Annotated in this window: 18 protein-coding genes and 1 tRNA gene; 10 read left to right on the top strand and 9 right to left on the bottom strand. The window is 59.4% G+C overall.

What is annotated here, in order from left to right:
* The first annotated feature begins 85 nt into the window (after positions 1 to 85).
* The 5 genes from H1B37_RS28205 to H1B37_RS28185 all read left to right on the top strand — a co-directional run bounded on the left by H1B37_RS28205 (position 86) and on the right by H1B37_RS28185 (position 7,552).
* Positions 86 to 1,096, top strand: coding sequence for a 2-oxoacid:ferredoxin oxidoreductase subunit beta (locus tag H1B37_RS28205; protein ID WP_182870629.1), 1,011 nt, complete (start codon positions 86 to 88; stop codon positions 1,094 to 1,096).
* A 46-nt stretch (positions 1,097 to 1,142) separates the two neighbouring features.
* Positions 1,143 to 2,090, top strand: coding sequence for a cysteine synthase A (gene cysK / locus H1B37_RS28200; protein ID WP_436298959.1), 948 nt, complete (start codon positions 1,143 to 1,145; stop codon positions 2,088 to 2,090).
* A 144-nt stretch (positions 2,091 to 2,234) separates the two neighbouring features.
* The gene (locus H1B37_RS28195; protein ID WP_182870627.1) at positions 2,235 to 3,266 is read left to right on the top strand and encodes a DUF4261 domain-containing protein; all 1,032 of its coding nucleotides are present in this window, start codon (positions 2,235 to 2,237) and stop codon (positions 3,264 to 3,266) included.
* Positions 3,267 to 3,396: 130 nt separating this feature from the next.
* A complete protein-coding gene (locus H1B37_RS28190) occupies positions 3,397 to 5,934 on the top strand; it encodes a PT domain-containing protein (RefSeq protein ID WP_182870626.1) in 2,538 nt (845 codons plus the stop codon).
* 109 nt (positions 5,935 to 6,043) lie between these two features.
* Positions 6,044 to 7,552, top strand: coding sequence for a hypothetical protein (locus H1B37_RS28185; RefSeq protein ID WP_182870625.1), 1,509 nt, complete (start codon positions 6,044 to 6,046; stop codon positions 7,550 to 7,552).
* Positions 7,553 to 7,649: 97 nt separating this feature from the next.
* Here the strand turns inward: H1B37_RS28185 and H1B37_RS28180 are convergent, their stop codons facing one another.
* Positions 7,650 to 8,168: a hypothetical protein gene (locus H1B37_RS28180; RefSeq protein WP_182870624.1), complete on the bottom strand. Its 519-nt coding sequence runs from the start codon at positions 8,166 to 8,168 to the stop codon at positions 7,650 to 7,652.
* A gap of 118 nt (positions 8,169 to 8,286) precedes the next feature.
* Here H1B37_RS28180 and H1B37_RS28175 point away from each other — a divergent pair, with 118 nt between their 5' ends.
* A complete protein-coding gene (locus H1B37_RS28175) occupies positions 8,287 to 9,945 on the top strand; it encodes a 30S ribosomal protein S1 (protein ID WP_182870623.1) in 1,659 nt (552 codons plus the stop codon).
* A 593-nt stretch (positions 9,946 to 10,538) separates the two neighbouring features.
* Positions 10,539 to 12,278, top strand: coding sequence for a proteasome accessory factor PafA2 family protein (locus tag H1B37_RS28170; RefSeq protein ID WP_182870622.1), 1,740 nt, complete (start codon positions 10,539 to 10,541; stop codon positions 12,276 to 12,278).
* A gap of 382 nt (positions 12,279 to 12,660) precedes the next feature.
* On the opposite strand, the gene H1B37_RS28165 is transcribed toward H1B37_RS28170, so the two are convergent.
* The 4 genes from H1B37_RS28165 to nusB all read right to left on the bottom strand — a co-directional run bounded on the left by H1B37_RS28165 (position 12,661) and on the right by nusB (position 16,386).
* Positions 12,661 to 14,025 carry a Gfo/Idh/MocA family protein gene (locus H1B37_RS28165; RefSeq protein ID WP_182870621.1) on the bottom strand — a complete coding sequence of 455 codons (1,365 nt, stop codon included), beginning with the start codon at positions 14,023 to 14,025 and terminating at the stop codon, positions 12,661 to 12,663.
* A gap of 214 nt (positions 14,026 to 14,239) precedes the next feature.
* The gene (locus H1B37_RS28160) at positions 14,240 to 15,115 is read right to left on the bottom strand and encodes a TerC family protein (protein WP_182870620.1); all 876 of its coding nucleotides are present in this window, start codon (positions 15,113 to 15,115) and stop codon (positions 14,240 to 14,242) included.
* A gap of 24 nt (positions 15,116 to 15,139) precedes the next feature.
* Positions 15,140 to 15,916 (bottom strand): sulfite exporter TauE/SafE family protein, encoded by a 777-nt coding sequence (locus H1B37_RS28155; RefSeq protein WP_182870619.1) that lies wholly within the window; start codon positions 15,914 to 15,916, stop codon positions 15,140 to 15,142.
* Between the two features lie 11 nt (positions 15,917 to 15,927).
* Positions 15,928 to 16,386, bottom strand: a complete 459-nt coding sequence (gene nusB / locus H1B37_RS28150; RefSeq protein ID WP_182870618.1) for a transcription antitermination factor NusB — start codon at positions 16,384 to 16,386, stop codon at positions 15,928 to 15,930.
* Positions 16,387 to 16,652: 266 nt separating this feature from the next.
* Between nusB and H1B37_RS28145 the strand changes: the two genes are divergently transcribed.
* A tRNA-Ala gene (locus H1B37_RS28145) sits at positions 16,653 to 16,725 on the top strand.
* 269 nt (positions 16,726 to 16,994) lie between these two features.
* Positions 16,995 to 17,543, top strand: a complete 549-nt coding sequence (locus H1B37_RS28140; protein ID WP_182870617.1) for a fused DSP-PTPase phosphatase/NAD kinase-like protein — start codon at positions 16,995 to 16,997, stop codon at positions 17,541 to 17,543.
* On the opposite strand, the gene H1B37_RS28135 is transcribed toward H1B37_RS28140, so the two are convergent.
* Positions 17,525 to 18,838 (bottom strand): phospholipase D-like domain-containing protein, encoded by a 1,314-nt coding sequence (locus H1B37_RS28135; RefSeq protein WP_182870616.1) that lies wholly within the window; start codon positions 18,836 to 18,838, stop codon positions 17,525 to 17,527. The two genes, H1B37_RS28140 and H1B37_RS28135, sit on opposite strands and share 19 nt — an antisense overlap.
* 290 nt (positions 18,839 to 19,128) lie before the next feature.
* Positions 19,129 to 21,144 carry a multiheme c-type cytochrome gene (locus H1B37_RS28130; protein WP_182870615.1) on the bottom strand — a complete coding sequence of 672 codons (2,016 nt, stop codon included), beginning with the start codon at positions 21,142 to 21,144 and terminating at the stop codon, positions 19,129 to 19,131.
* Positions 21,145 to 21,462: 318 nt separating this feature from the next.
* Between H1B37_RS28130 and H1B37_RS28125 the strand changes: the two genes are divergently transcribed.
* Positions 21,463 to 22,860 (top strand): multiheme c-type cytochrome, encoded by a 1,398-nt coding sequence (locus H1B37_RS28125; protein WP_182870614.1) that lies wholly within the window; start codon positions 21,463 to 21,465, stop codon positions 22,858 to 22,860.
* A 147-nt stretch (positions 22,861 to 23,007) separates the two neighbouring features.
* On the opposite strand, the gene H1B37_RS28120 is transcribed toward H1B37_RS28125, so the two are convergent.
* Positions 23,008 to 24,282: a DUF1559 domain-containing protein gene (locus tag H1B37_RS28120; protein ID WP_182870613.1), complete on the bottom strand. Its 1,275-nt coding sequence runs from the start codon at positions 24,280 to 24,282 to the stop codon at positions 23,008 to 23,010.
* Positions 24,283 to 24,468: 186 nt separating this feature from the next.
* Positions 24,469 to 25,789 (bottom strand): tetratricopeptide repeat protein (locus tag H1B37_RS28115; RefSeq protein WP_182870612.1); only part of this gene is annotated, 1,321 nt, incomplete at its 5' end.

The following is a 25,789-nucleotide window of genomic DNA, read 5'->3' as shown; positions in this document are numbered from 1 at the left end:
CATCGGCTCGGATCGCGGCGTTTGGCGGACCACCACCGCCGCTTATTCATCTCAACCAAATCAACCGTTCCCAATCATTTCCGCTATGTCCCTGCCAGTTCTTAAAGCCGCTGATTTTGCTTCTGACCAAGACGTCCGATGGTGCCCCGGATGCGGCGACTATTCGATCCTGGCGCAGATGAAGAAGGTTCTGCCGGAGCTGGGCGTGCCGCGGGAGAAGATTGTTTTCGTCAGCGGGATCGGCTGCAGCAGCCGTTTTCCGTACTACATGAACACCTACGGGATGCACAGCATTCACGGGCGTGCGCCGACGTTTGCGACCGGTTTGAAATCGACGCGTCCGGATTTGATGGTGTGGGTGATCACCGGCGACGGCGACGCGTTGTCGATCGGCGGAAACCACTTCATCCACGTCCTGCGACGGAATCTGGACATCAACATCGTGCTGTTCAACAACCGGATCTATGGATTGACCAAGGGGCAATACAGCCCGACCAGCACCGAAGGCCAGGTCACCAAGAGCACGCCGATGGGATCGATCGACCATCCGCTCAGTCCGCTGTCGGTGGCCTTGGCAGCCGAGGCCACCTTTGTGGCTCGTTCTCTGGACGCCCACGTCAAACATTTGGGTGCGGTGCTGAAACGCGCCTCCGAGCACAAGGGGACGTCGTTGGTCGAGGTGTACCAGAATTGCAACGTGTTCAACGACGGTGCGATGGCTTATGCCCAGGAAAAGAAACAGCGCGCCGACAACGTGGTCGAATTGGAACACGGAAAGCCGCTGGTGTTCGGCAAGAACAACGAAAAAGCGATCCGGTTGGTCGGCACGCACCTGGAAATCGTCGAGCGGAGTGAAGTGCCGGACGACGACTTGCTGATCCACGACGAAAAAGATCCCAACCCGTCGATTCAGATGATGTTGGCCCGGATGCGTTATCCTGAAATGCCCGAGCCGATCGGAGTTTTGCGTGACGTCGACAACGTCGCGACCTATGACGAACAAATCAACGCCCAGGTCGAGCTTGCCAAGGAGACCCGCGGTGAAGGCGATTTAGATAAATTGTTCCACGCCGGGGATACCTGGGTCGTGGACTGAACCGTTTCCAGACGATGTCATCAATCAATGGTTGTTCCAGGGAGGAATGAACATGCCACGTGGTAAGAGTTACTCAGACGCAACGAAAGCGATCGGCGAAACCCCGATGATCCAGGTGAATCGTCTGGTGCCCGAGGGCGGGGCCAGCGTGTTCGCCAAGTGCGAGTTTTTTCAACCGCTCAACAGCGTCAAAGATCGGATCGGCGTCGCGATGATCGAAGCCGGCGAGAAAGACGGCACGATCACTCCGGCGACCCATGTGATCGAGCCGACCAGTGGCAATACCGGCATCGCGCTGGCGTTCGTGTGTGCCGCCAAAGGCTACAAGCTGACGTTGACGATGCCCGAATCGATGTCCGTCGAGCGACGCGCGTTGCTCCGTGCGATGGGCGCCAACCTGGTGCTGACGCCCGCCGGGGACGGGATGAAAGGCGCGATCAACAAAGCCGCCGAACTGGTCGCCCAAGACGACAGCGCCTTCATGCCCCAGCAATTCGAAAACCCGGCCAACCCGGCGATCCACGAAGCGACCACCGGACCGGAGATCTGGGAGGACAGCGGTCATCAGATCGATGCGATCGTGGCGGGTGTCGGCACGGGCGGCACAATCACCGGTGTGGCCCGCTACCTGAAACAAAAGAACCCCGACTTCAAAGCGATCGCGGTCGAACCGGTTCATTCGCCGGTGATCAGCGGGGGATCGCCCGGCAAGCACCGCATTCAAGGCATCGGCGCCGGGTTCATCCCCAAGAACTTGGACACCAGCATCATCGATGACGTGGTCCAGGTCGACGACGAAGACGCGTTCGCGTGGGGACGTCGGCTGGCCAAGGAAGAGGGGATCGTCGGCGGGATCAGCAGCGGGGCCAACATGTGGGCTGCTGCTCAGGTCGCCGCCCGCCCCGAGATGAAGGGCAAACGGATCGTCACGATCATGTGCAGCCTGGGCGAACGCTATTTGAGCACCCCGCTGTTTGGCGATCTTGGGCTGTAGCGAGAACCCGTCTTTACATGACGGATTGGCGTTCGACGCTCGTTAGGACTCGTCCATCGCGGCCCAATGCGGTAAAAATCACAGTTCGGCGGCGAATCTTTGCCGCCGATTTTTATTTTTGCAAAGGAGCGATTGCAGGCGATCATGGCAAAGGGTTTGTTTACTCAAGGGATGTGTGTGTTGCTGCGAAGCCCGGTCGCCCTGGCCGAGCTGCAGGACAAACTGTCCGCCTTTGACATGATCGGGGTGCAGGAGTCCGCCGTTGATGGAGCGTCGCCGGAGACGTTGGTGATGAGTTTCCGGCCGGAGGTGGGGGGCCATCTGCTGGTCACGCCTTCGACCGAAAAGTGGCCCGATCAAATGGGCGACCCCGAAACCGCGCCCGATGTGTTCGTCGCCTGGTCACTGGGCCAATTCGGGCCGCTGGCCTTCCCCGGCTGCCTGGAACGGGCCGCGGAACAGTCTTGGGGCTGGGAAGACGGCGAAGATGTGCCCCAGCAACACACCTCGCACATCCGACTGCTGATCAGCTACGTCCTGGGGGCCGACGAATCCGAACAGGACGACGACGATTCCGACGACGTCGTGCTGATCCCCGATGATTATGACCCGGTCGCGGAACTGCGGTTTCTGACCAAGGCCGTTTCGGCACTGTTGGAATTGCCCCAGGCGATCTGCTATTTCAACCCCGGCGGCGAAGTGCTGCGGGACCAGAACGGGTTGCGACAAGGTCTCAATTACGCCTGGAATTACGAATTGCCGCCGCTGGACATGTGGACCAACGTGCGACTGTTCCGCGTCGATGAATCCTGGGCCTTGATGGACACCGTCGGCATGGGGCAACTGGATATGCCCGACATGGAGGCCGTTTACGACACCGATCGCTATGAACCGGCCGAAGTCGAGCGGTTCTTGCGCAACGCATCCCTGTATCTGATGAGCACCGACGAGGAGTTCGAGGAGGGGGATGTGGCCGATGGACCTGGCGACATCAGCTGGAACGCGATCGAGTGCGAAGAAAGTCTGTCCGATCCGCCGCGGGAAACCATCCGCTGGTTCCCCGATGACGGCTCCGACCCGCCCGAGGTGCTGATGCGGCGGACGGGCGATGACGACGACGATGATCCGTATGACGAGGAGCCGGAAGACCTGGACGACGAGGCATTCGAGCTCTAGCGGCGGTAAACTTTCGGTTTGCTCTCGGTTTCGGGCCTCCGAACCGGAAACCAATCTTGGGCTCTACCCCGGCAGATTGCTAGACTCGGCGATCCACTTCGCCTAGCCGTCTTGCTATCAAAGCTCCGCGATGACGCTGTCGGGCCAATGCCCTGTCTGCCGTACGACGCTCGCTTTCACCGAAGCGTCGTTGGTCGCTGCGCATTGCGAGGGGGCCGTGGTGCCGGCGGACACGCCGGTTGTGACCTGTCCGTGCAGCGCGACGTTGATCGCGACGGACCTGGATGCCGCCACCGAGGTCGCGGCCCAGTGCACCGCGTGCGGCAGCAACTACGTCGTCGATCGATCCGCAGCCGGCGAAGAATTGCCGTGCCGCTGTGGGGCGACCGTCAAAATCCCGACCGCCATCCTGGTGCAAGTCACGGTCGCCCAAGACGACGGCAACCCGGACCCCGAGCAGGTCCCCGCCGATCTCGGGCACGACGCCGAGAATGGAGCGTCAATCCCGACCCAGCAGCCGACTCCAAGGGGCGTTGCAGCGGACCAGGTCGACGACGAAGCGATTCAGCTTCCGATCGTGGCGCTGCCGGAGTTGTATTCGCTGCAAGTTCCCGAGGTCGTAGCGGAAGTCGCCAAGACTTTCGACGAGGACCAGGCCGCAGGCGAAACTCTTGGCGAGTTCCGCTACCCGGACTGCGAATCGGAGCCACACGCTTCCGAGTCGGAATCGGTCGACGACGAAGTGATTCAACTTCCGATCGTGGCGCTGCCGGAGTTGTATTCGCTGCAAGTTCCCGAGGTGGTAGCGGAAGTCGCCAAGACTTTCGACCAGGACCAGGACCAGGCCGCAGGCGAAACTCTTGGCGAGTTCCGCTACCCGGACTGCGAGTCGGAGCCACACGCTTCCGAGTCGGAATCGGTCGACGACGTAGTGATTCAACTTCCGATCGTGGCGCTGCCGGAGTTGTATTCGCTGCGGGTTCCCGAGGTGGTAGCGGAAGTCGCCAAGACTTTCGACGAAGACCAGGCCGCAGGCGAAACTCTTGGCGAGTTCCGCTACCCGGACTGTGAATCGGAGCCACACGCTTCCGAGTCGGAATCGGTCGACGACGAAGTGATTCAACTTCCGATCGTGGCGCTGCCGGAGTTGTATTCGCTGCGGGTTCCCGAGGTGGTAGCGGAAGTCGCCAAGACTTTCGGCGAGGATCAAGCCCCGCGCGAAACTCTTGGCGAGTTCCGCTACCCGGACTGCGAATCGGAGCCACACGCTACCGAGTCGGAATCGGTCGACGACGTAGTGATTCAACTTCCGATCGTGGCGCTGCCGGAGTTGTATTCGCTGCGGGTTCCCGAGGTGGTAGCGGAAGTCGCCAAGACTTTCGACGAAGACCAGGCCGCAGGCGAAACTCTTGGCGAGTTCCGCTACCCGGACTGCGAATCGGAGCCACAGGCTTCGGAATCAGATTTAGTCGACGACGACGCGGGCTTAGAACCAGAGCCGGTCGTCTCCTGTCCGGGTTGCAAACGCGAGTTTTCAGTGACCAAGGGGGAGATGGGGCAGACGGCGGAGTGCGAGTGCGGGTTCGTATTCGTGATGCAAGATAACGTCGATGCACTCGACTCGGCCTTTTGCAGCGACTTGATGCCCTACCAACCACTGGCGATCGACCGTACAGGAACCATCGACCGCACAGGAACCATCGACCGCACAGGAACCGGCGTGGTTGCCGACCGACTTGCGGCGGCCGAGGGACATGGAAAGCGTGCCGATCGCGCTGCGGCATCGCCTCGCGTGTCCGCGGCGATCCGACATCAGGAGCGTCCCCGCCGATCCGGCTGGTCAGGAAACTTGATCGTTGTCGCCGCGGGGTTCATGTTGATGACCACCGCAATCGGATTCGTTTACCGAGACCGCTTGGGGATCCGAATCGCTGCGTCCGATGGCGTTGCCCGGGCCCCCAGGCGGGTCGGCCCGTTGCCAATTCCCAGCGCCCAGCCCGCCGCCCAGCCCAGCGCTCAGCCGAGCGCCCAGCCCAGCGCTCAGCCGAGCGCCCAGCCCAGCGCCCAGCCCAGCGCTCAGCCGAGCGCCCAGCCCAGCGGTTCCGACGCACGCGATCCGGCGCAGCCATCCGACCCGAGCCGAGGCTCTTTGGGCGAACATGTTGCAGACGGGACGCTGGGGGCCGCTCTGCAAGACATTCCTCACGACGTCCCAACTGCTGCCCCATCGCCTCAACTGGTGGTTCAATCGTCGCACCGCAGTGCTCAAACGCCGCCAAAGCTGTCGGCGTTCCTGCGTTCGGTGTACTTGCAGGCACGGCAACTGGAAACCGAGGCGACGCTCGGTCGGGAGACGCTGTCGATGTTCAGTGAAACGGTGAACCAGTTGGACGCGACCGGTGTACAGTTTTCGGTCGCCGATCTGTTTTGGCTGGCCGAGACCTGGGAAGGCTTCGGCCGGCGATCGGCGAACCCCGATCTGGCGTCCAAGTGTTATTGGCAGGCCGCCGGTGCGTTCGCGTTGGCGCAGACGCTGGAAACGATCGATCCGCAGGATCGCTTGGTCGCCGACCGGCGCCAGCGCGATCTTTCTCGCAGGTCGCGGCACGCATTGCGAGTGGCATCCCAGGCGGAGCTTGCGGATCCACCGACGACCGAACGTCGCTGATTTTTCTGTTCGCATTGCGGTGTTGTGGCGGCGATTGAACGTCGAACACGCGTTCGGTCGTGGTATAAAAGCGTTCTCCATGACCTCCTCGTCTGTTTGATTTTTTGCGATGCCGATTTCCGATCCTGCCGAGTTGAACACGTTGTACCGCGAGTGGTTGGAGATTCCGGCAGAACGGTTGCCGCCGAACCATTACGCGTTGTTAGGGTTGGCCGATTTCGAGTCCGATGAAGCGGCGATCGAAGCGGCGGCAAAGTCGCGCAGTGCCTACTTGCACCAGATCGCCGCGGGGCCGAAGCGGAAGATCGTCCAGGAAATGCTGGGCCAGGTCGCGATCGCCCGGCGCACGTTGATGAGTGCCCAGTCGCGAGCCGCGTATGATCAATCGTTGCGATTCGATGCATCATCGACCGGCGATTCGCAATCAACGCCGCCATCGTCCGCCAATCAGGAGCAGGTTCGATCGGGCGCGGCGATGGAATCGGGCACAACAGTGGAATCGGGCACAACAGTGGAATCGGGCACGGCGACCGAGACGGCTGCGGTGCCGCGACGCAGGAGCAAGGCCGGCGACTGGAAGTACCATGGCATCAGCGCGGCGGTGTTGTTAACGATTGTCGCGATTGTGTTTTGGGTCAATCGGAATCCCGGCGGCCGACGCGCGGCCGAAGCCCGGCCACAGCAGTTGGGGGCCGACGTCCGTGGTTCGTCCTTGCAGGCTGGCGGGGCCGAGCGGGGTGCCGCCCCAGACAGCGATTCGGGCGCCGGCCAGAATGCAACGGGTTCGACGGGACGAAAGGCAAGTCCGCAGGCATCCCATCCCGACCGACCGCCGGCCCAACGTCGCTCGCCGATCGCCAAGCGGCGGGACACGGGCAGCGGGCTGGGGGCCGGCTTGGGCGACAAGTTCGCCGACGTGCTTTCGGATATCGCCGAGCAAGACGACGAGGGCATGCCGACCGGTGCCGCGTCATCGCAAAGCCGCGGCGAATTTCGTCCCCTGGGCGGTTTGTCGATCGGCCCGGTGACCACACTTTCGGAACCTCGCCCGCCGCTGCCAAGCTTGACCGCCGTCGCGGAATTCCCCGGCCAGCTGGCCGATCGGTTCGAATGCGAACAGGGTTTCCAGTGGTACGAGGTGACCGATCAAGCGATCCGCCTGGTACCGACCCAAGGACACACCTCGTTCATCCTTCACGACAAACAGTTCACGTTGACTCCAGGGTCGGCAATGGCGGTCTCGACTTCGTTGTCCGCGGGGATGCGGGGCGAGACGCAAGTCGGGTTTCAGGTCGATGGGATCCGGGTCGGATTGCGTTCGGCGAAGAAGGTAATTGAAGTGTTCGCGCGAGACCGCGGCGATGATGTCCGCCGCGATCTGGTGGACAAAATCAAAACGCCCCGCGATCCCACGACGCTGTCGATTCAACGCGACGCCGGCGAACCTGATCTGTTCCGCTGGTTCGTGCAATCTGGCGAGACCATTCGGACCGGAACGATCGGCGTGACGTCGTTGGCCGAGTCAGCTGCGGTGGCCGTGTTTGTCACCGCATCCAAGCCCGATCCGAAACGCCCGCTAACCCTCAGCGATTTAAAAATCACCGCGGGCCAGCCGTAGCCGGCCGACATCACTCTGACGTAGCCACGCTCGCCAGAGCGTGGAGGAATTCGCGGATCCACCTTCTGGCGAAGGTAGCTACGTTTGACTCGCAATCCTATGGAACCAGATACATCATCAACGCTTGCCATTCGATCCACTGCGAATCGACACAGCGTTGCACTTCGTCTTCCGATCGGCTTGCGAGTGCTTGTTGGCATTGATCGACAAACTCGAAGGGGTCGGCGTAATGCCCATCGGATTCGGTGTTGATTTGATCGAACACGCAATGGGCCCCGACACGTCGGAACCAGTATTTCGAGTTGCCGTAATCGCCTTCGCGTCGATGCATGATGCCGTGCAGAAAGCTGCCTTCGGCGCTGCCGAGGTCCTGGCTGATCGAATGACTGCGATGGATATCGCCGGCGACCAGCCACAACCCGCTCATCACTTCCATCTGCCGTGCGGCGGGGACGTCGATCAGATGATCTCCGATTCCGCTGGACAAGAGCGTTTGAAGGGGTTTTTGCAGCGTGCCGTCCCCGAGCGGGGGCAACGGCGCCGCCTGGATCGCGGACAGAAGTTCGGTCGAGAAGGACTGGCTGAGCGATTGAGCAAAATCGGAAAATTCGGGCATCTGGCGCTGTTCTCCATCAGAAGCGGACAAACCTGCTGCGAAGACTACCGACAAAGTTTTCGGGGTGCTAGACTGCCGAATTGATCCCCTGTCTCTTTTCCCCACGTCGATTGTTTCGATGAGCAACGAACCACAGCCCGTGACGGACGAACAAGCCACCGACCTCGCCCCCTCGACGGCTCAATCGGCCGCGTCCCCCGAAACGGCCGCCCCGGAAACGCCTGCCGCGGAGACGCCTGCCCCCGTCGCAGCCACCGCGTCCGCCGAAAGCACCGCTGCTGCCCCAAGCACTGCCGAAGGTCAGCCCCAAGCCGGCCGCGGCGGTTCGGGCCCCCTGGCCGCCCGAGGACTGGGGGTGGCCAAGCCCGCCTCGCCGAGCGTGTCGACCGAGCAGCTTGAGGCGGCCGAGAAGAAGCAGGCGAAAAAGCCGGGCAAGAAAAAGAAACATCCCAAGCCGCGATTGAAGGGCGAAAAAGAGACGCCCGCAGCGGCCCCGGCGGCCCCGGCGGCGGCCAACAAACCCCAGCGCGTGGCGGTTCCCTCGGTGCGCGGGGCGCTCAGCGATGACTTGGAGGCGGAGTTGCAGGCCGAACTGGCTGCCGCGGACGTCGAATCCATGCTCAGCGGCCCGGCCGGCATGTCGGATCGAAAAGAAGCCTTGGCCGAGGGAACGCGAATCTCAGGAAAGGTGCTGAAGATCCACCAGGACAGCGTCTACATCGCCCTCGGCGGCCCGGACGAGGGTGTGATTCCGTTCGAACAATTCAAAGAGGCTGAACCGGCCGTGGGCAGCACCGTCGAAGTCATGGTGCGCGGGTTCAATCGCGACGACGGCTTGTACATGTGCTCCTTGCCCGGATCGACCATCGATGTCGCCGATTGGAGCGACTTGGAAGAAGGCTCGGTGGTCGAGGCCGTCGTGACCGGCCACAATAGCGGCGGACTGGAATGCAAGGTCGGCGGGGTACGCGGATTCATGCCGATCAGCCAAATCGCCGAGTACCGTGTGGAGGACGCCAGCGAGTTCGTCGACCAGAAATTTGTTTGCCTGGTGACCGAAGCCAACGAGCGACGCGGCAACCTGGTGCTCAGCCGACGTGCGATCCTTGAGCGTGAGCGGGAACAAAAGCGTGCCGAGCAACTGCAAAAGATCGAGCCCGGTGACGTGATGGAAGGCGTCGTCCGCAGCGTCAAAGATTTCGGGGCCTTCGTCGACCTAGGTGCCCTGGACGGTTTGATCCATGTCAGCAAGCTCAGCTGGGAACGCATCAAACACCCCAGCGAAGTGCTGGAGGTCGGCCAAAAGGTGAAGGTGAAACTGGATTCGGTGGACAAGGACACCGGCAAGATTTCACTGTCCTATCGCGACCTCTTGGAAAACCCCTGGGACACCGCCGAAGCCGACTTCGCGATCGGAACCGTCCACAAGGGCACCGTGACCCGAATCGCATCGTTCGGCTGTTTCGTCCGCTTGACCGCCGGAGTCGAAGGGTTGGTGCACGTCAGCGAACTGGCTCACCACCGTGTCTCGAAAATCGATGCCTTTGTCAGCGAAGGCCAAGAGGTCGACGTGAAGGTGATGTCGTTCGATCGCGACAGCCAGAAGATCGGGTTGTCGATGAAGGCGGCGCAAAACATTGCCGAGGACGCGAAGCCGAAAGAAGAAGAGGTCGAAGAGCCGCAGCGTGAAGTCGCCGTCAAACCCGCTCACGAAGGTCCGCTCAAGGGTGGCAACAACCGCGAAACCGGTGGCGAGCGATTCGGTCTGCGCTGGTAAAGCCCGGCTGCGCGTGGCGTGTGTCGTCGCTACTGCCCTCGCGACGCTCGAACCCCATACGCATCGCAGTTAAGGACTTCACCCTCCCTGGCAGTGCATTGGTGTCTACACCAATCGGTCCGCAATTTAGGGCATGGCTCCCCTCTCCCTAAAACAGATCGCGTCAACAGAATTTGATTGCGGAAGGATGATGACCGCGATCTGTTTTGGGGAGAGGGGTTGGGGGTGAGGGGCCGTCCACCCAGCCAGTTTCCACGGCGTTGGCCCCTCATCCCCAGCCCTTCTCCCCCACAAAGCCGGGGGAGAAGGGAGCCATTGTATGTTGTGTTGACATTAGTGCTTCCAAAGTGGGTTTCGCCCAATCTTGGTGTCTCTGCCCCTCGCTTCGTTCGCGCCTCTCTTAGCTTGCACCGTTTGCGGCGGCCCTCCCTTTCTGGCCCCGTACCGACTCAATAGGCTAGCGAGAGCGCGACTTACGTAGTGATACACTTGCTAACGCTACGTGCTTGTACTCTATTGAATTCCTTCCAAAGTGACGCTGTCCAGCACGCGGTTGCCTGGACCGTGTTCCCGCCTTTTCCCGGGAGTGATTGGTGGACGAATCGGCTTCTTCTCATCAGCGTGCCGCAACACGGCCGCTGGTGACGCGTCTGATGGGCATGGAGACCGAGTACGCGACCTTGGTGGCGAACCGGCCCGAATTGATGACCGACGATCTGCCACGATTCTCCCAGGTGTATTCGCAAATCTGTGCCGCAATCGGCCGCAATCAACCGACCGTCCCCGGCGTGTTTGATCAGCATCAGCAGTTCCTCGCCAGCGGCGGCGCGGTGACGTATGAATCGCATCCCGCCATGGAAACACGGCCGGGGGGCCTGGTCGAAATCGCCACCCCGGAGGTCACCAGCCCGGATGAATTGTTGGCTTGCCAGCGATCGATCGATGAGTTGGTGGCTGATGCGGCGGAAACGGTGACCGAGGAGTTTGACGTCCGGGTGTTGAAGAACAGCGCCGATGCGTTGGGACACGTCTACGGGTGCCAGGAGAATTACGAGGCGGTGGTCGCAACCGGAGTTTGGTTGTTGATTTATCGCGGCTGTATCCTGTTGTTGTGGATGATGCAGCTGGTCAGCGTGGTGGTCTCGTTGCCCGTGCTTGCGGTTGCCTATGCCGCGATGATCTGGATTCGATCTCGTCGCGACCGCCTCGGCGAAGCGACTGATGATCCGCATTCGGTCGAAGGAGAAGGAGCAGGGCAGTCAGCCGCTGAACTTTTCGAAACGCTGCCCCCTTGGGCCCAAGCGGTGGTCATAGGATTGCTCCGATGCATCCACATTCCCACGGTGATGGTGTTGCGGATGGTCGCCCGTCACGTAGCATTCCGAAAGCAGCGGAAATACCTGACGGCGTTGTTGGTTTCTCGCACCGCGCTTTGTGGCAGCGGTGATTTGGATGAAGACGGGCGTTATCGGTTGAGCGCGAAAGCGATGGCCATTGATGTCGTCGCCGACATGGGACGCTATCGCGGTGAACGACCGATTTACGTTTACGGCCATTGGTTGGGGCACTTTTGCGAGCGATCATTTCTATCGCTCGGGGCAACCAAGGCGATGTTTGCCCGCCGTCAACGACTGCAAATCGGATTGTCCGACTCCAATCTGTCCGAGTTGGCCGAATACGTCAAACTCGGATCGGTCTCATTGGTTTTGGACATGATCGAATCGAGGGCGACGAAGGAGTTCGTGACTCTTTCGCGCCCCATCACCGCCTTGCATGAGATCACGGCGGACTGGAATCTGGTCCGCCGCGTGATGACAAGTCGAGGTCGGTTGAGTGCGTTGGAAATCCAACGCCGATACTTGAAGGCGGCGACGCGATTTGTTGCCCAAACGTCGCCGCAGGAGCGTGGGGAAGCCGAACGGGTGATCCAGCGTTGGGCTGACCTGGTCAACGTCGTGTCGGCGTTTCGGCGCGATTCACGGAACGTCGCGCCAGCGCTCGGCCGGGTGGACTGGTTGAGCAAGCGTTGGATGATCGACCAGCTCGGCGAGCACGCCGAGTGGCTGGAGAAAAAGAAGACCGACCTGCGATACCATGAGTTGTCGCCCGACGGATATTTTCAGCGTTTGGCGGCAACGAACCCGTCGCTGGCGTTGATTGCCCCGGAACGAATCCGCCACCGTCGCCATTGGCCGCCGGCGGATTCCCCCGCTGCCCGCCGCGGTTGGGTGATCCGCGAATTCGCCAACTGCGGCAACTCCCTGACCGCCGATTGGAGCTACGCCATGTTACGCGTCGGCGCCGAAACGAAGCGGATTGATTTCAGTCACTGACGCGTCCGGCACGCGATCGGAAAGTCTCCCTGGAAGGGGGGCGCTGTGCGTAGCGAGGTGTATACGCACCAAGTTAGGAATTAACCCTCCCTGGCAGGGAGGGTCGAGCGCAGCGAGGGGAGGGTCGATTCGTGGTGTTTGAGTGTGTGCGAGCCACAGCGAACCCTCCCCGCTCCGAGCGCTCACTCCTCCGCGACCCTCCCAGAGAGAGGGTGAAGTCGTAAACCCCTGTTAAATCAGAGGTTAAGAATTGCACGGCCTCTGCCAGGGAGGGGGCCTTCAGGAGTTCGGTGACTCCACGTTTAGCTTGAGACGCAGGGCCTCAGAAAGAGGTAGGGTGGCTAGCAGGGAACGCATCCCTGCTCTACCCGGCCGCCTTCTCTCAGCCGAAGTCGCGTGACTTTCGGCTCAGCAATTTGTTAGCGTCATCGTCACCGATAAACATTTCCTGCTTGGGGTCCCAGTTCAGTTCGCGACCGGTCATCAGGGCGATGTTGCAGAGGTGACAGGACGTCATCGTGCGGTGATGGGTCCAGACGTCGGAGATCGGTTTCCCGCGATCTTCGATGCACTCGAAGAAGTTGCCCATGTGGTTGCCCGGTTTCTTGCCGTGGCACAACTCGACGATGTACTCGTTCAATTCAGCCTTGTCGCTCTCGGTCAACTTGTCGACCGGCGACCCTTGCAGTTTTCCGCGGTTGACAAAGATCCGCCCCTTGTCGCCTTCGAACAAGATCCCGTTGGGGAAATCGATGTTTTCGTTTTCACGGACGTAGCGATCATTCACGCTGATCAGTGAACCGTTGTCGTACTTCAGGTCGATACTGAATTTCGTCGCGGTGTTGTAGGCGTTGGGCAACGAGATGTCGCCGTCCAGGAACGCGGCCCAATCCAGATCACTGGGGACAGAACTGGGGAATTGGCCGGTCCCCTTGATCCGCGTCGGTCCGTCTTCGCCCGGCGCGAGTGCCCATTGTGCGATGTCGATGTGGTGGGCGCCCCAGTCGGTCATTTTTCCGCCGGAGTATTCGAAGTACCAGCGGAACATTCGTCGTCGCTGTTCACAGTATTCCGCCTCCGGAGCCGGCCCGACCCACAGGTTCCAATCCAAGTCGGCGGGGGCTTCGGTGGATTCAAACGGTCCGTCACCGGGGGCGCCGCCGATCGCGACGTAGGCGTTGACGTTGTCGCCCAGTCGGCCGCTGTGGACCATGGCGATCGCCGTCAGGAACAAGTCCTTGCTGCTGCGTTGTTGCGTGCCGACCTGAAAGACGCGTCCGGTTTCTTCAACCACCGCGCGGATCTGTTTGCCTTCGTCGATCGTCAACGTGAGCGGCTTTTCACAGTAAACATCGGCGCCGCTGCGGAGTGCGGCGATGGCGATCGGAACGTGCCAGTGGTCCGGCGTGCCGATCGTGACGACTTGCGGCTGTTCCTTTTCCAGCATCTCGCGATAGTCACGGTACTTCGCCAATTTGCCGCCGAACGCTTGATTGAACTCTTCGGTATGAAGATCGTCGACGTCACAGACCGCGACCATGTTGGCGAACTTTGCCGCCGCGCGGGCGATCGAACCGCCGCGGTTGTACCGCCCCCGCGATCCCCCCACGCCGATCGATGCGAGACGCAACTTTGCATCGTTGTCTTGCGCGATCAGCGGTGCATCCAAGGACAGCCCGGTGGCCGTTGCAGCGACAGCCGATCCGGCGGCGGCGGTTTTCAGAAATTGACGACGATTGGTAGACATGGATGGTTTCCGTGAAAAAAGAAGGGGAGGGGGGAATCAGAAGGCCAATAGGATAGTCGATGCGCAGGGCCGAAGGGCTGGGGAGAAGGACGGAATGGAGGAGGTTGCGGTGGGAGGGGAGAAGAGGACAGAAAAATGGTGGGCAGAAAAATGAGGGTGGGGAAAGACGAGACAAAATGGGTGACAAGAAATCCCTGAAACCGGAAACCTGAAACTACCCACGCACGCTTCCGGTTTCCCCTTCTCCGCGGCTGGGGCGGACGCGTTTCATCTTCATTCTCAGATTCAGGAATTCGACGGCCAGCGAAAATGCCATCGCGAAGTAGACGTAGCCTTTGTGGATCGGCGTTCCGGAGGCTTCGCTGATCAGGACCACGCTGATCAGGATCAGGAACGAGAGGGCCAGCATTTTGACTGTCGGATGCTGCTGGACGAACTCGCTGATTTGGTTGGCAAAGGCGATCATGACCAGGACGCTGATCACGACGGCGGCGACCATGACGTAAATTTCTTTGGCCATCCCGACCGCGGTGATGACCGAATCGAGAGAGAAAATGACGTCCATGAACGCGATTCGAAATAGCACGCCGCCGACGGTCACGCCGGGCTGGGTCTGCGGCGTGATCGGGGCGATTCCGTCGGCCGATCCGCCGCTGTCCCCGGGCAGATTTCCGATCTCGGCCTCCTCCTCCTTGCCTTCGATCTTGTGGTGGATTTCACGCACCGCGGTCCACAGCAGGAACAGCCCGCCGACGAGCAGAATCAAGTCCTTGCCGCTGATCACATCGGCCTCTTCATTCTCGCGCAGCAGATCCGCCAAGGCCTGGATGGGAATCACGTCCGACAAATGGAACAGCGGGTCGACCAGCTGCATCAAGTAGCCGATGCCCAGCAGCAACAGGATCCGCATCCCCATGGCCAGCACCAATCCGAAGCGCCGTGCGAAGGATCGTTTCTCCGCCGGCAACCGTCCGGTGATGATCGCGATGAACACGATGTTGTCGATCCCCAGCACGATCTCCATCATCGTCAACGTCAGCAACGCGATGATCGCGTCGGCGGTCAGCAGTGATCCAAGTTCCGCGATCATGGTGATTCCTTAATTGCCGTCGCATCAACCGGGGCGGATCCACGGAGCGGCCAATCCGAGAATGCCCATCAAGAACAGCAGGCCCAACGTGACGCCGCGCAGCCGAGTTCGTCCGAGCCAGTTGCCGAATTTAAGTCCCAGCGATGTTGCCAACAACAGGACGGGAATCGACGCGCACGCATGGAGTGCCGGGACGACCAATCGATCGCCAAAAAAAGCGAACAACATCGCGATCCCCGGCGCCAGACTGATCAGGTACATCGCGAACAGGAATCCGCGAATCTGGCGGGTATTCCAGTCGTGGGCGGAAACCCAAAACACCATCGCCGGCCCCCCCATCCCGACCAGCCCCTGCAGAAATCCGGAAATCGGAAACGCGATCCAAGCCCAGATCGGTGAGAGTTTGGCTTTGGGCACAGGGTGATAAAGGATCGTCGCCAGCGTCGCCGCCAACACGACACCGCCGACGATTTGGCGGATTCGTACCAGCGGAAAGGATTCTTCGATCGCGATCAACGCCAGAATCCCGAGTGGAAAAAAAGCGACACGCCCGATCCCCGGCCACAGAATCGTTTTCGCCTGGATCGAATCACGCAGCGCATAGACGCCGGCAATGTTTTGCGGGATCGTCGCGACCAGCAATGCGATGCCGGCTTCGGGAATCAGGTAACCCAGCCACAATAACGTCGGCACGATCAACATTCCGGCGGCGAACCCGGCGGCGGCCTGGACGAAGATCCCGACCGACAGCACCAGCGTGATGGTCAACCAGGGAAACAGCCAGGATGCGACGTCAGACATCGGTCGATCGCCTAGCCGTTGTCGTCCTGCCCGGCATCGTCTTTTTCTGCAACACCGAGCGAGTTGGATTCATGTTCCTTCAGCAGTCGGTCCAGGATTCCGTTGACAAACCGCGGGCTGTTTTTGTCGCCGTAGCGTTTGATCAGCACCACCGCCTCGTTGACCGCGACTCGTCCGGGCGTCTCGGAGAACAGGATTTCGTAGGCCGCCATCCGCATCACGTTACGATCGGTGACCGCCATCCGCCCCAGTGCCCATCCCTTGGCCAACCGCCCCAGATGTCGATCCACTTCCTGGCGATGTTCCAGGGTGCCGGCAAGCAATTTTTCTGCGAAAGCGGTCAATGCCGATCGGCCTTGCAAACGCGACTTGATGAACCGGCGCGCGGAAATGGCGTCACGCGTGCCGTTCAGATCGGCTTCGTAAAGTAACTGCAAAACAATTTCGCGGGCACGACGGCGGGTGGACATTCAGAATCTCGGAGTGCGTTATTGAATTTGACGCATTTTTTAGGGGATTTCAGGTTCAACAGAGGCGGATTGTAGGCGCGACGTGCCACCGCGCCGACCTACCTCGAAAATGCTTCCCAAACACAGGTTGACGAATCGCTCGCCGCCCTGATAATACCGCCCATGATCAGTTGGTCGTCCGGCATCGCCGGTTTCGACCACCCTTCCCCCTCGCACCAAAATGGTGCAGAATCTCGCTGGTCAGATTTCATTCGGGGGCCGTAAAAGGGGGTATAGCTCAGTTGGGAGAGCGACGCGCTGGCAGCGCGTAGGTCGTCGGTTCAAGTCCGTCTACCTCCACCTTTGAAAATCAAGCCGCTCATCCACCCGGATGAGCGGCTTCTTTTATGGACGTTCCGCCCGTGGGAAGCTGAATCGATTCGGTAGAATTCGATCTACGGCATGCTCCGGCGATTTGCACAGCTCAGCTGCTACCGGTCTATATCGTTGATCGCCGAATGGAAGCGAATGAAGGATCGAAAAACGAAGCTTGGTCTCAAACCGCGTGTCATACTTCATGTAACTTCAACTCTTGGAACCACCCCATCATCGGCGTTGACTGATTCGGCATGTTAAAACCTTTGGTGTTCTTTTTCGCTTTTGCGATCACGAGTTCAACGGCGGTCAGCGCAGGGACTCTGCGGCCAGCCGACGATCGGAGTGACACCTTGGTGGTCAAACAACTCGACGGACAGATCTACTACGGGGCCGCCCCCAAAACCGATGCCGACTTTCAACGGCTTCGTCAGTTGGGCGTCCGGCGAATTGTCGACATGCGGACCTTCAAGGCTTTCGCCAGCTCACGGGTGCGACGACGGGCTGCGGAGCATGGGATCCATTTCCAGCGGATTCCGATGGGGTTCTTTCCCGCTGCAACCGGCAACGTCCCGGCCATCCTGACGCAGCTGACCGGTTGCGGACACGGGGCGGTTTACTTTCATTGCAACTTGGGATTGGATCGGGCCGGAATGATAGTGGCGATTTACCGTGTCGAACAGTTCGGCTGGGATCCGCAACACGCCTTCTGTGCCTGGAAGGTCCAGCAATTCAATACCAAGCTGAAGGGCTTGGACCGATACTACTGGCAACACGTCGGTCGCTATAGCAAGCCGCGATAAAGTTCGATCACGCTACGTTTCATCAGCAATCGGGCTCGTTTGGAAATCGCGGCGTCTTGTCCGACCGGAAGGATCAGCGTGTCGGGACGCACCAACGTCGATCTGGCAAGCCGGGGTTGTAGGCCCAACCACAACTGGGCGGCTCCGGCGGGATCACTGGACACCAGGCACAGTTCTAGGTTCAGGTGATTGGAACGGGCGTCAAAGTTGTAGCTGCCCAGCATCCACGACGACCGGTCGACCAACAGAGTTTTGGAATGCAACGTGTCCCGGCCGGCATACTCTCGTAATTGAACGCCTTCACGCAGCAACCCGCGTTTGTGGTTTTGATAAGCGGCATAGACGTTCAGTTGATCGGTCGAGTCCAGCGAGTTGGTCAAAATGGTGACGCACACTCCACGTTCCCTGGCACGTGAAATGGCGGATCGAATCGAGCGATCAAACGCGGGGTAGGGTGATTCGATCAGCACGGACGATCGGGCGCGGTCGATCATCTGAACGATCCACCGATTGACATGATGCTCTGATTTGTCAGAGGAGCAATCATGCAGCAATCGCATCTCGACCCCGTGGCACGCTTCGGCCATCCAATCACGCTGCGGATCTAATCGCACGCCGCCTTGGCAAACCACGTGTTGCAAGGCACGATCGAGCAACCGTTGGTAATCACTTGCGGTTTTCGCATCGCGCCACGCGTTCTTCCAGTCGCTGCGACCGAACGGCCGGTAGCGTAGAACGTCCAACCCGAGCGAATCTCGGATCGGTGCGGGCCGGACATCGGGTGTCGCCCACAACCAATCAAAGTAGGCGTGCGCTTTTTCAGCGATCGGGCCGGCGACCAAGGCATCGCAATCGACGAATCCGCGGCCGGATTCCAGTTCGAAGTGTCCGTTCTCCAGGTTGCTGCTGCCGATCACGGCACGGTGGGCGTCGACGACCATCAACTTGGAATGCAATCGCCGATTCAACCAACTCGGTCTGCCTTGATGCAGTGGGTGGTAAACCCGAACCTGGATCCCATACCGCTGCAGATACTGCTCGAACTTTGCCGGCAGTCGTGATTTGAGACCGTCAACCAGGATCCGCACCCGCACGCCGCGCAGCGAGGCTTGCCGCAGCAGTTCTATCATCGCGATGGGCACTTCACCGGTGTCGATCGAGTAGTACGACAAATCGATGCTGTGCTGCGCCTGTTGGATCAAATCGAAGCGTACCTGAAGCGATTCGCGTTTCCCGTCCAGGACACGAAGACTGTTTGCGGCGGCGTCGTTGGCGACCGACAAAACAATCGCCACCAGCACAATCGTTGCTGCGGCGCGCATTGATCGTCCAGCCATTGGGAACGGGGAGGGGGAAGAGACCGAATTGACCATGAACCTGTCGAACGACGCGAGCCGTTACTGATTGATTCGGCAACGCTGCGGCAGAGCTGAAACCGGATGAAGATGGCGCGATTGCAACGCTTGTGCGGCAGGCCAGAGAGGGCCCGCGGCTTGCGAAATTCATGGCGACTTCTGCGACGATCGAATCAGCCACTTAGGCAATCGCCGTTCCAAGGCATGTGGCAAGCGAATCCTCAGGGCGCCTATTCGGCCAGGCTCATGGGGGTGTTGTCGCGCTGATTCATGATCACGTCGATCCGGCTGGTCTTGACAACGTTGTCCGGGCCGATCAACAAGGCCGGGTCGGCGTCGTGCGGATCCTGGTCCCAGCGCCTGATGATCGACAAAATTGCCTCGTTGCGTTCGGAATCCGATCCTAACGGGTCCACGTCCAAATCAGCCAGTCCGGGCAGGGTTTTCAACGAACGTCGCGCGATCATCCGAACCGCCAGATAGGGATCGTTCATCAGCTGAGCCAGGTAGATCGATTGCCAGTCGTTTCCCGCGGCAGCATGAGCATCTTCCCAGCCCATCGTCCAGGCTGCAAGCGCCCGGTTAGCCGCATTCCCTTTCAACAGCCACAAAATCGATGCGGCGACATCCGATTGGTCCGCATCCAACTCGGGTGCCTCGATCGAATACCACTGCTGTAAATGGTCCGCCGTCCATTTCAGGGACTTGTCCAAGTGGCACTGGTTGCACGCATTGGGTCGGTCGGCGGCCATGCTGCGATTCAAATCCGGGCTGGTGATGGTGTGGTTACGAATCGCTTTGAGTAGACCGTAGGCCGTGTGCGGCATGTGGCAGTTGTAGCAGTTTGACCCCGCCGAATCCGCCATGTGATGAGTGTGCGAGGTCGAGTATTGCTGCTGATCATGGCACTGAACGCAAGCGTCGTTTCCATACGCGAGGGGCTTCAATTGATCATTCGCCCACTCTTTATCACTGCGGGTGTCATCGTCTGTCTTATGAAGTTGATGGCAGGACAGGCAACTCATTTCGCCGCGTTGGAAGCAGGCCGATTGTTCCAGCGATGTGTATTCTCGTCCCGCTACACGTAGGATACCGTCCGCGTAAAAAGTTCCCCGGTTGGTACCCACCACGCGTTCGTGCATCGCTTCGTTATTCAATAGAGCCTCCATTTCCGGGCTGTGGAGTTGCCAAAGATCTCGTGACTCACGCAGATCGTTTCCCGGTCGAAATGTGCCGCCGTCGACATTGATTTTGTCCAGGTCGCCTTTCAGTGTCATCACCGAGTGGCATTGACCACAGACCTGTGACGACCTGACATGCGACAAGTTTTCGGGATTCACGATGGGATCGCTTGGCAATGAAACCGCCGCGTCATTGTTAGCGTCCAAACGGATTGCGTCTAAATTCCGATGGTACTCGATGTGTTTTTGTCCTGGGCCGTGACAGGCTTCACAGCTGATTCCGAATTCAGCCACACGCGTGTCCCACGAAACGTCTGTCATTTCACGTTCTTGAGGGTGCGTGGAATGGCATCGGCTACAACTGGCGTTCCAGCGTCCGATTTCATGCGAAACGCGGTTTTGAGTCGGCTTCAGGAACGCAGCCGATCTTGGGATCCATTCTTGTGTTTCATTTAGAAACACAAACGGCAAAATCGCCAACGTCCGACGCGCGCCGATGGGAAACCAATAGGCCTGCATGTGATGCGAACCGGTCGACATCACGATGGGTCTTTCAACGCGTTGGGATGCCGCAGCGGTTCCCGGAATCGCCGCCGGATCGAGCATTTCCACCCAACACAAACCGTCGGCTTCTCTGAGGTGGTAGTCTCGTCCATTTTCCGACAGTTTCACATCATTGAAGTCACCCAGCACGATTTCTGGCTCGGCCACCTGGGTCATCGTTCGATGATACGATGCGAACCATGTCGCGTGTTTTTGGGGATGGCAGTCGCGACAGGCGTCCGACGAGACATAGCCGTGATCGGAAACCTCAATGGGACGGAACGCTGCCAATTTTGCTGATGTCGGCCGGTCGTCCCGTACTTCGGGTGTCACAGGCTCCGGTTCGACGTCACCTGGCGGTGCCGCGACCGGCACGACAGCGGGGGGCAAGGCGAACACCACAAGCCCCACCACGATCACAGGCACGGCGAGCGCAGCGAGCAGCGAACGCTTGATCCACCAGACGAGTCCTCCGCAGATTAGCGAGATGACGACACTCAAACAAATGACTGCAGCATTCATGTCCCGATTCTACCAAAATGGATGCGTCGTCGCTGCCGAGACGAGTGGACGTTGACCAAGTCAATGGCGCCTCGCGATGCTTGGGCTGATACCGACCGACGCCCGACTAGGGTAAGCTGATGGAAACCCGATTCCGACTCAAAGCCGGTTCGCTTTTGTTGCTTCGTCAAGGCATTATTGATGCGGGAACAGGGCTTGCCAACGGCTTGTTGATTGAATCGGTTCACACACAGAATTCGCCGAAAGTCTTGGCGACTTCCGCTACGGTTTCGTTCCGCTGACATCAGCGGAACGATCTTCGCCGCAGGAGCAACGACCTTGAATTTTAAACGCTGGTTCGCACTCTTTGTGTTCGTCATGCTCGTCGGCTGGTTCGGCTATGACGCGATGGAAAAGAAACGCGACGAAGACCGGGCGCGTGACCTGAGAAATGCGCAACAACAGCGAAAAAGTCGGGAAATGAAGGTGCCGACTCCCTCCAAGCCGCCCGGCGACATGGTGGTCAATTTGACTCCCGGAAAAGTTTGGTTTGTCGGCAAATATGAGGACGGCGGGGGAATCGAAATCCCCTTTCCTCCCGGCGAGTCCCCCGAAAAGAGCGTTGACCTCACGCCCCTGCATGACAATCCGGGTTACGTCGGACCGGAACAGTGCCAGGAATGCCATCGCGAAAAGTATCAATCGTTCCTCGCCACGGCGCACTACAAGACCAGCCGACCGGTCAATGAATCGACGATCGACGGAAGCTTTACTCCCGGCTCCAACACGTTTCAGACCTCCGACCCGCACATGTCGTTTGAGATGGTTCATCGAGGTGATGAGTTTCTTCAACGCGTCCACTTCTTCAATTGGAGCTTTGAGGTCCCGATGGAAATCATCATGGGATCGTCCAAAATGGCTCAAACGTATCTTTATTGGCACAAAGACGGTCTCTACCAGCACAACGTCACGCACATCACCGACGGCGACCAATGGATCAACAGCCCCGGATACATCGACGGCGACGCCGCCTACGCTCGCCCGATCCCGCAGCGCTGCCTGGAATGTCACCTGACTTATTTCGATTACCGCGGCGAAAAGAACCGCTACACCCCGGGATCATTGATCCTGGGCGTGACCTGTGAACGCTGTCACGGTCCGGCAAAGCAGCATGTGGAATATCACCGTGAAAACCAGGACGCTCGCGACGCGGTCGGCATCACCAATCCGGCCGACCTGGAACGCCAGGTCCAAATGGACATCTGTGGACAATGCCACGGAGGAACAAGAGTGTTGAAGGGCGACGCACTCAGTTTTCAGCCCGGCGATCGACTGGAAAACCACTACGATCCCCCGGATGATGAACTGGACGCAAAGAACAGTGTTCACACCAGCAACCAGTTGAATCGGTTAGCACAAAGTGCCTGTTTCGAGCAGTCGCAGATGACCTGCATCGATTGTCATGATCCACACCACAACGAACGTGGAAATCGGAAACTGTTTTCCAGTCGCTGCATGAATTGTCACGAGAGCGAAAGCGATTGTGGCTTTTTTCCTCAGGCAGGCGTCGACTTTGCCGCAAACTGTGTCGATTGTCACATGCCACAGCGGCCGACCGAAAAGCTGCGTCTAAAGAGCGTCGAGGGCGATGTTTTTCCGCCGCTACGCGATCACTACATCCGCGTCGATGAAGCGGCGACCGAGCAATTCATGAGTGGATTGAATGGACAAGATTGACGAAATCAGAGCGGTCGAAATTCAAAGGGCATTTTGACGACAGCACACCGCGAGGCTTCGCTTCGAGGGCGGGGGGCCGCCCTCACGAAAAAAACCTCGCCCGCATGGTGCGGACGAGGTCGCGTTGATCAAGAAGCAGTCTTCAACCTATTGGTTTAGCTGTTCATCAATGGTTTCGCCCGAGTCACGTGTGCCCAGGGCACCCCACAACCCGTAGTTGCTATCCGTTCCGGGGATGCTCGCCACACCAACAACGTCGCTACGTTGGACACAGACGGTGGGCAGTTCCGGATCACCGGAATCGACACTGTCCGTCATGAAGATGACAGAACCATCACCCATCAACACGTGAGCACCACCTGGGTGGCGGCTGCCTGCAGTGGAGATCACACCGGAAGTATTTCCATCGCCACCGTTTTCCACACAGCTGGGATTGTTGGGCGGAAGAATGGTGGTGAACGCGGTGTAATAAGACCGCAAATCTGCCCAACGACATGCCTTCGATTGAGACATGGAGGTACTAACGGTTGCACTGGCATCGTAGAAAGTAGGCTTATCGGGATCGATGTGGGTGCCTGTCTTGCATCGAGCCGGTGTCAAGATGGTGTTGTTGTTGGCACTGGGAGCTCGCATCGCGATGTTTCGGGCAAAGTCCGCTTTGACTTCACGTTTGCCGCCCGAGGTGCAAACCTCACCCGCGGCAATCGTATTGGAGAGTCCGTCCAGAATGTCGCGGAACTTCATCTCATTGCGATTCCAGAAGAAACCACGCTGGGCGGCACGAGCACGTTCAACCGCCCAGTTTTCATTGAAGGCGGCCGCATCGTTGTTACCGAATTGTCCGAAGTCGTTGACACCACCGTTGTGTGATTGGTCGACCGCATCGCCGATATTGGCCGCGTAGTTCGTCCGCGCGAGCATGCCGGCGGCAAGTGCTTGACCAGGGTCACTGGGGCATCGGTAGGATGGCACCTGGGTAACCCAGGGGATGTACGAAGTCACCCATGGACAAGGGCCCATCGGTTTCCAGACACCGCCGGTCGCTCCCGGCGTTCCGTTCGGGTTCGCCGTCACCCGGCTGGGGTTGGAGATCTGGTCCCAGAGCCCTTGCTGTTCAATGTTAGGAAGGATTGGGACAAGCCAGCTGAGAAACAGTCGGTTGCAGTCGTTTGTCGGGTTGGGCGTAGCCGCAGTCCGAGCGGTACCCGTCCCGTTCGTAGGCAACTGTTTAAACGCGCTGTGATAGTTGTGAATACCCAGCCCGATCTGCTTGAAATTGTTGCTACACGACATCCGCCGTGCTGCTTCGCGGGCTGCCTGAACCGCTGGCAATAACAAGCCAACAAGAATGCCAATGATGGCGATCACGACCAACAGTTCCACCAATGTGAAACCCGATCGCGGAGAATGAGCTCTTTGCATGTGAGCCTCCTGAAGAAAGAAAAACGAAATGGAAAAGAGAGTAGAACACCTAAAGGTAGGGATTCAGAATACCCGTTATCCGCTGTGCAGTGGAGGGTGGTCCACAAAAAAACTCAAAATTGTGTCGCGAATCCACAATTTTTTGAGGTGCGTCAACCCCACCCTGCAGTCGCGAATGCCGATCCACTAGCGGAGTCGACCGAGAGCTTCGGCGGCGCGGACATCGGGCGGGTTTTCAGCCAACGCACGCTGATATTGCTCGATCGCAAGCTGCTGCTGACCGGAGTATTCCAACGCTTCGCCGAGCTGGTAATGGACGCCCAGCAGGCGTGGATCAAGAATCAGCGCGTTCTGAAAACACGGCACCGCGCGATCGGGTTGTCGATTCAACATGTAAGCCCGGCCCAGATTGACGTACCCCTCGGCCATTTCGGGGAATGCCTCGATCGCCCTCTGTAGCATCTGAATTCCCGCCGGAAGATCGCCCGCCTGACACGCAGCAATCCCCATGTTCATGTAACAGCTGGCATGCAGGGACTGTTCTTCATGAACGGGAAGGTTGCAAACCAATCCCGCCAGCACCAGGACCGCGGCAATCCGCAGCGATCGCCAAGTTCCCTCTCGGATGCGCGCGACCAAGTCGATCACGCCCGCGGCCGCAAACGGAATGAGCAGGATTGCGACCGGGTTGCGATACCGCCCCAAGATGAAGAACAGCACCACGGCTGCGATCATCGATCCCAGGAGCAAGTAATACAGCCACAGTTTTCGCCGATCCCCCCAAGTTGCGATCAGCCCCCAAATGCCCAGCGGGCAGAGCGTGCCAAAGTGCCAGATTCGGCTCAGCTGCAACGGGACGGAGTACTCGCGAAAGATGTACAGGCTCTCTACGTCGGGAACCTCGTAGCGGTTGAAAACCATGAACGTCTTGGCGACCATCAATTGAAGCCAGCGACCGGGCGACTGGCGGATCTCATCCCAAGCTCGCGACATCCAAAACTGCGAGACTTCGCGGGAGGACAGTTCATGGCCGACGGCCTGTTCGGCCAAACGCTCCGCATCGGCACGCTCGTACATCGGCGTCCCGTGCCCGGGAACCAAGGGAATGTAGATTCCGCTGGCTTGCAGGTTGTTGCCGATGTAGAAATTGGGGCCTGCTTGGAACGTGGTCGGCGACCACTCGCCTCCGAGCGACGCGTTTCGCGCCGCGACGGGCAGCAGGATCAAGGCGATGCCGCCCACGTAACAACCCACCAGCGTCCAGCGGCGGCGATTCGTCGCCTGGATTCCGAGCAGGATCCAGATCGGAATCAGCGGGGTCCAAAGCAGTGCGTTCTCGCGGGTCAGCACCAACAGCCCCAGTGACACCCCCGTCAAAATGGCGTGCCACCAACGCTTTTCGCTTTGGAGATAGGCCCATGCCGCAATCACCAAACACAACAAAAACGTGGCTAAACCGGCCTTTTGAATGATGCCGTCGTAATAAATCGCTGGCGGATAGACGGCC

Source organism: Stieleria mannarensis, assembly GCF_014154935.1.
Taxonomy (GTDB): Bacteria; Planctomycetota; Planctomycetia; order Pirellulales; family Pirellulaceae; genus Stieleria; species Stieleria mannarensis.
This window is presented reverse-complemented; position numbering and strand designations above follow the sequence as displayed.

Bases quoted from the DNA above. Each gene is read 5' to 3' on its own strand.
- H1B37_RS28180 (WP_182870624.1), bottom strand. From the start codon at position 8,168: ATGCCCGAATTTTCCGATTTTGCTCAATCGCTCAGCCAGTCCTTCTCG.
- H1B37_RS28190 (WP_182870626.1), top strand. From the start codon at position 3,397: ATGACGCTGTCGGGCCAATGCCCTGTCTGCCGTACGACGCTCGCTTTC.
- H1B37_RS28140 (WP_182870617.1), top strand. From the start codon at position 16,995: ATGTTAAAACCTTTGGTGTTCTTTTTCGCTTTTGCGATCACGAGTTCA.
- H1B37_RS28185 (WP_182870625.1), top strand. From the start codon at position 6,044: ATGCCGATTTCCGATCCTGCCGAGTTGAACACGTTGTACCGCGAGTGG.
- H1B37_RS28175 (WP_182870623.1), top strand. From the start codon at position 8,287: ATGAGCAACGAACCACAGCCCGTGACGGACGAACAAGCCACCGACCTC.
- H1B37_RS28160 (WP_182870620.1), bottom strand. From the start codon at position 15,115: ATGATCGCGGAACTTGGATCACTGCTGACCGCCGACGCGATCATCGCG.
- H1B37_RS28205 (WP_182870629.1), top strand. From the start codon at position 86: ATGTCCCTGCCAGTTCTTAAAGCCGCTGATTTTGCTTCTGACCAAGAC.
- H1B37_RS28120 (WP_182870613.1), bottom strand. From the start codon at position 24,282: ATGCAAAGAGCTCATTCTCCGCGATCGGGTTTCACATTGGTGGAACTG.
- nusB (WP_182870618.1), bottom strand. From the start codon at position 16,386: ATGTCCACCCGCCGTCGTGCCCGCGAAATTGTTTTGCAGTTACTTTAC.
- cysK (WP_436298959.1), top strand. From the start codon at position 1,143: ATGAACATGCCACGTGGTAAGAGTTACTCAGACGCAACGAAAGCGATC.
- H1B37_RS28165 (WP_182870621.1), bottom strand. From the start codon at position 14,025: ATGTCTACCAATCGTCGTCAATTTCTGAAAACCGCCGCCGCCGGATCG.
- H1B37_RS28195 (WP_182870627.1), top strand. From the start codon at position 2,235: ATGGCAAAGGGTTTGTTTACTCAAGGGATGTGTGTGTTGCTGCGAAGC.
- H1B37_RS28155 (WP_182870619.1), bottom strand. From the start codon at position 15,916: ATGTCTGACGTCGCATCCTGGCTGTTTCCCTGGTTGACCATCACGCTG.
- H1B37_RS28130 (WP_182870615.1), bottom strand. From the start codon at position 21,144: ATGAATGCTGCAGTCATTTGTTTGAGTGTCGTCATCTCGCTAATCTGC.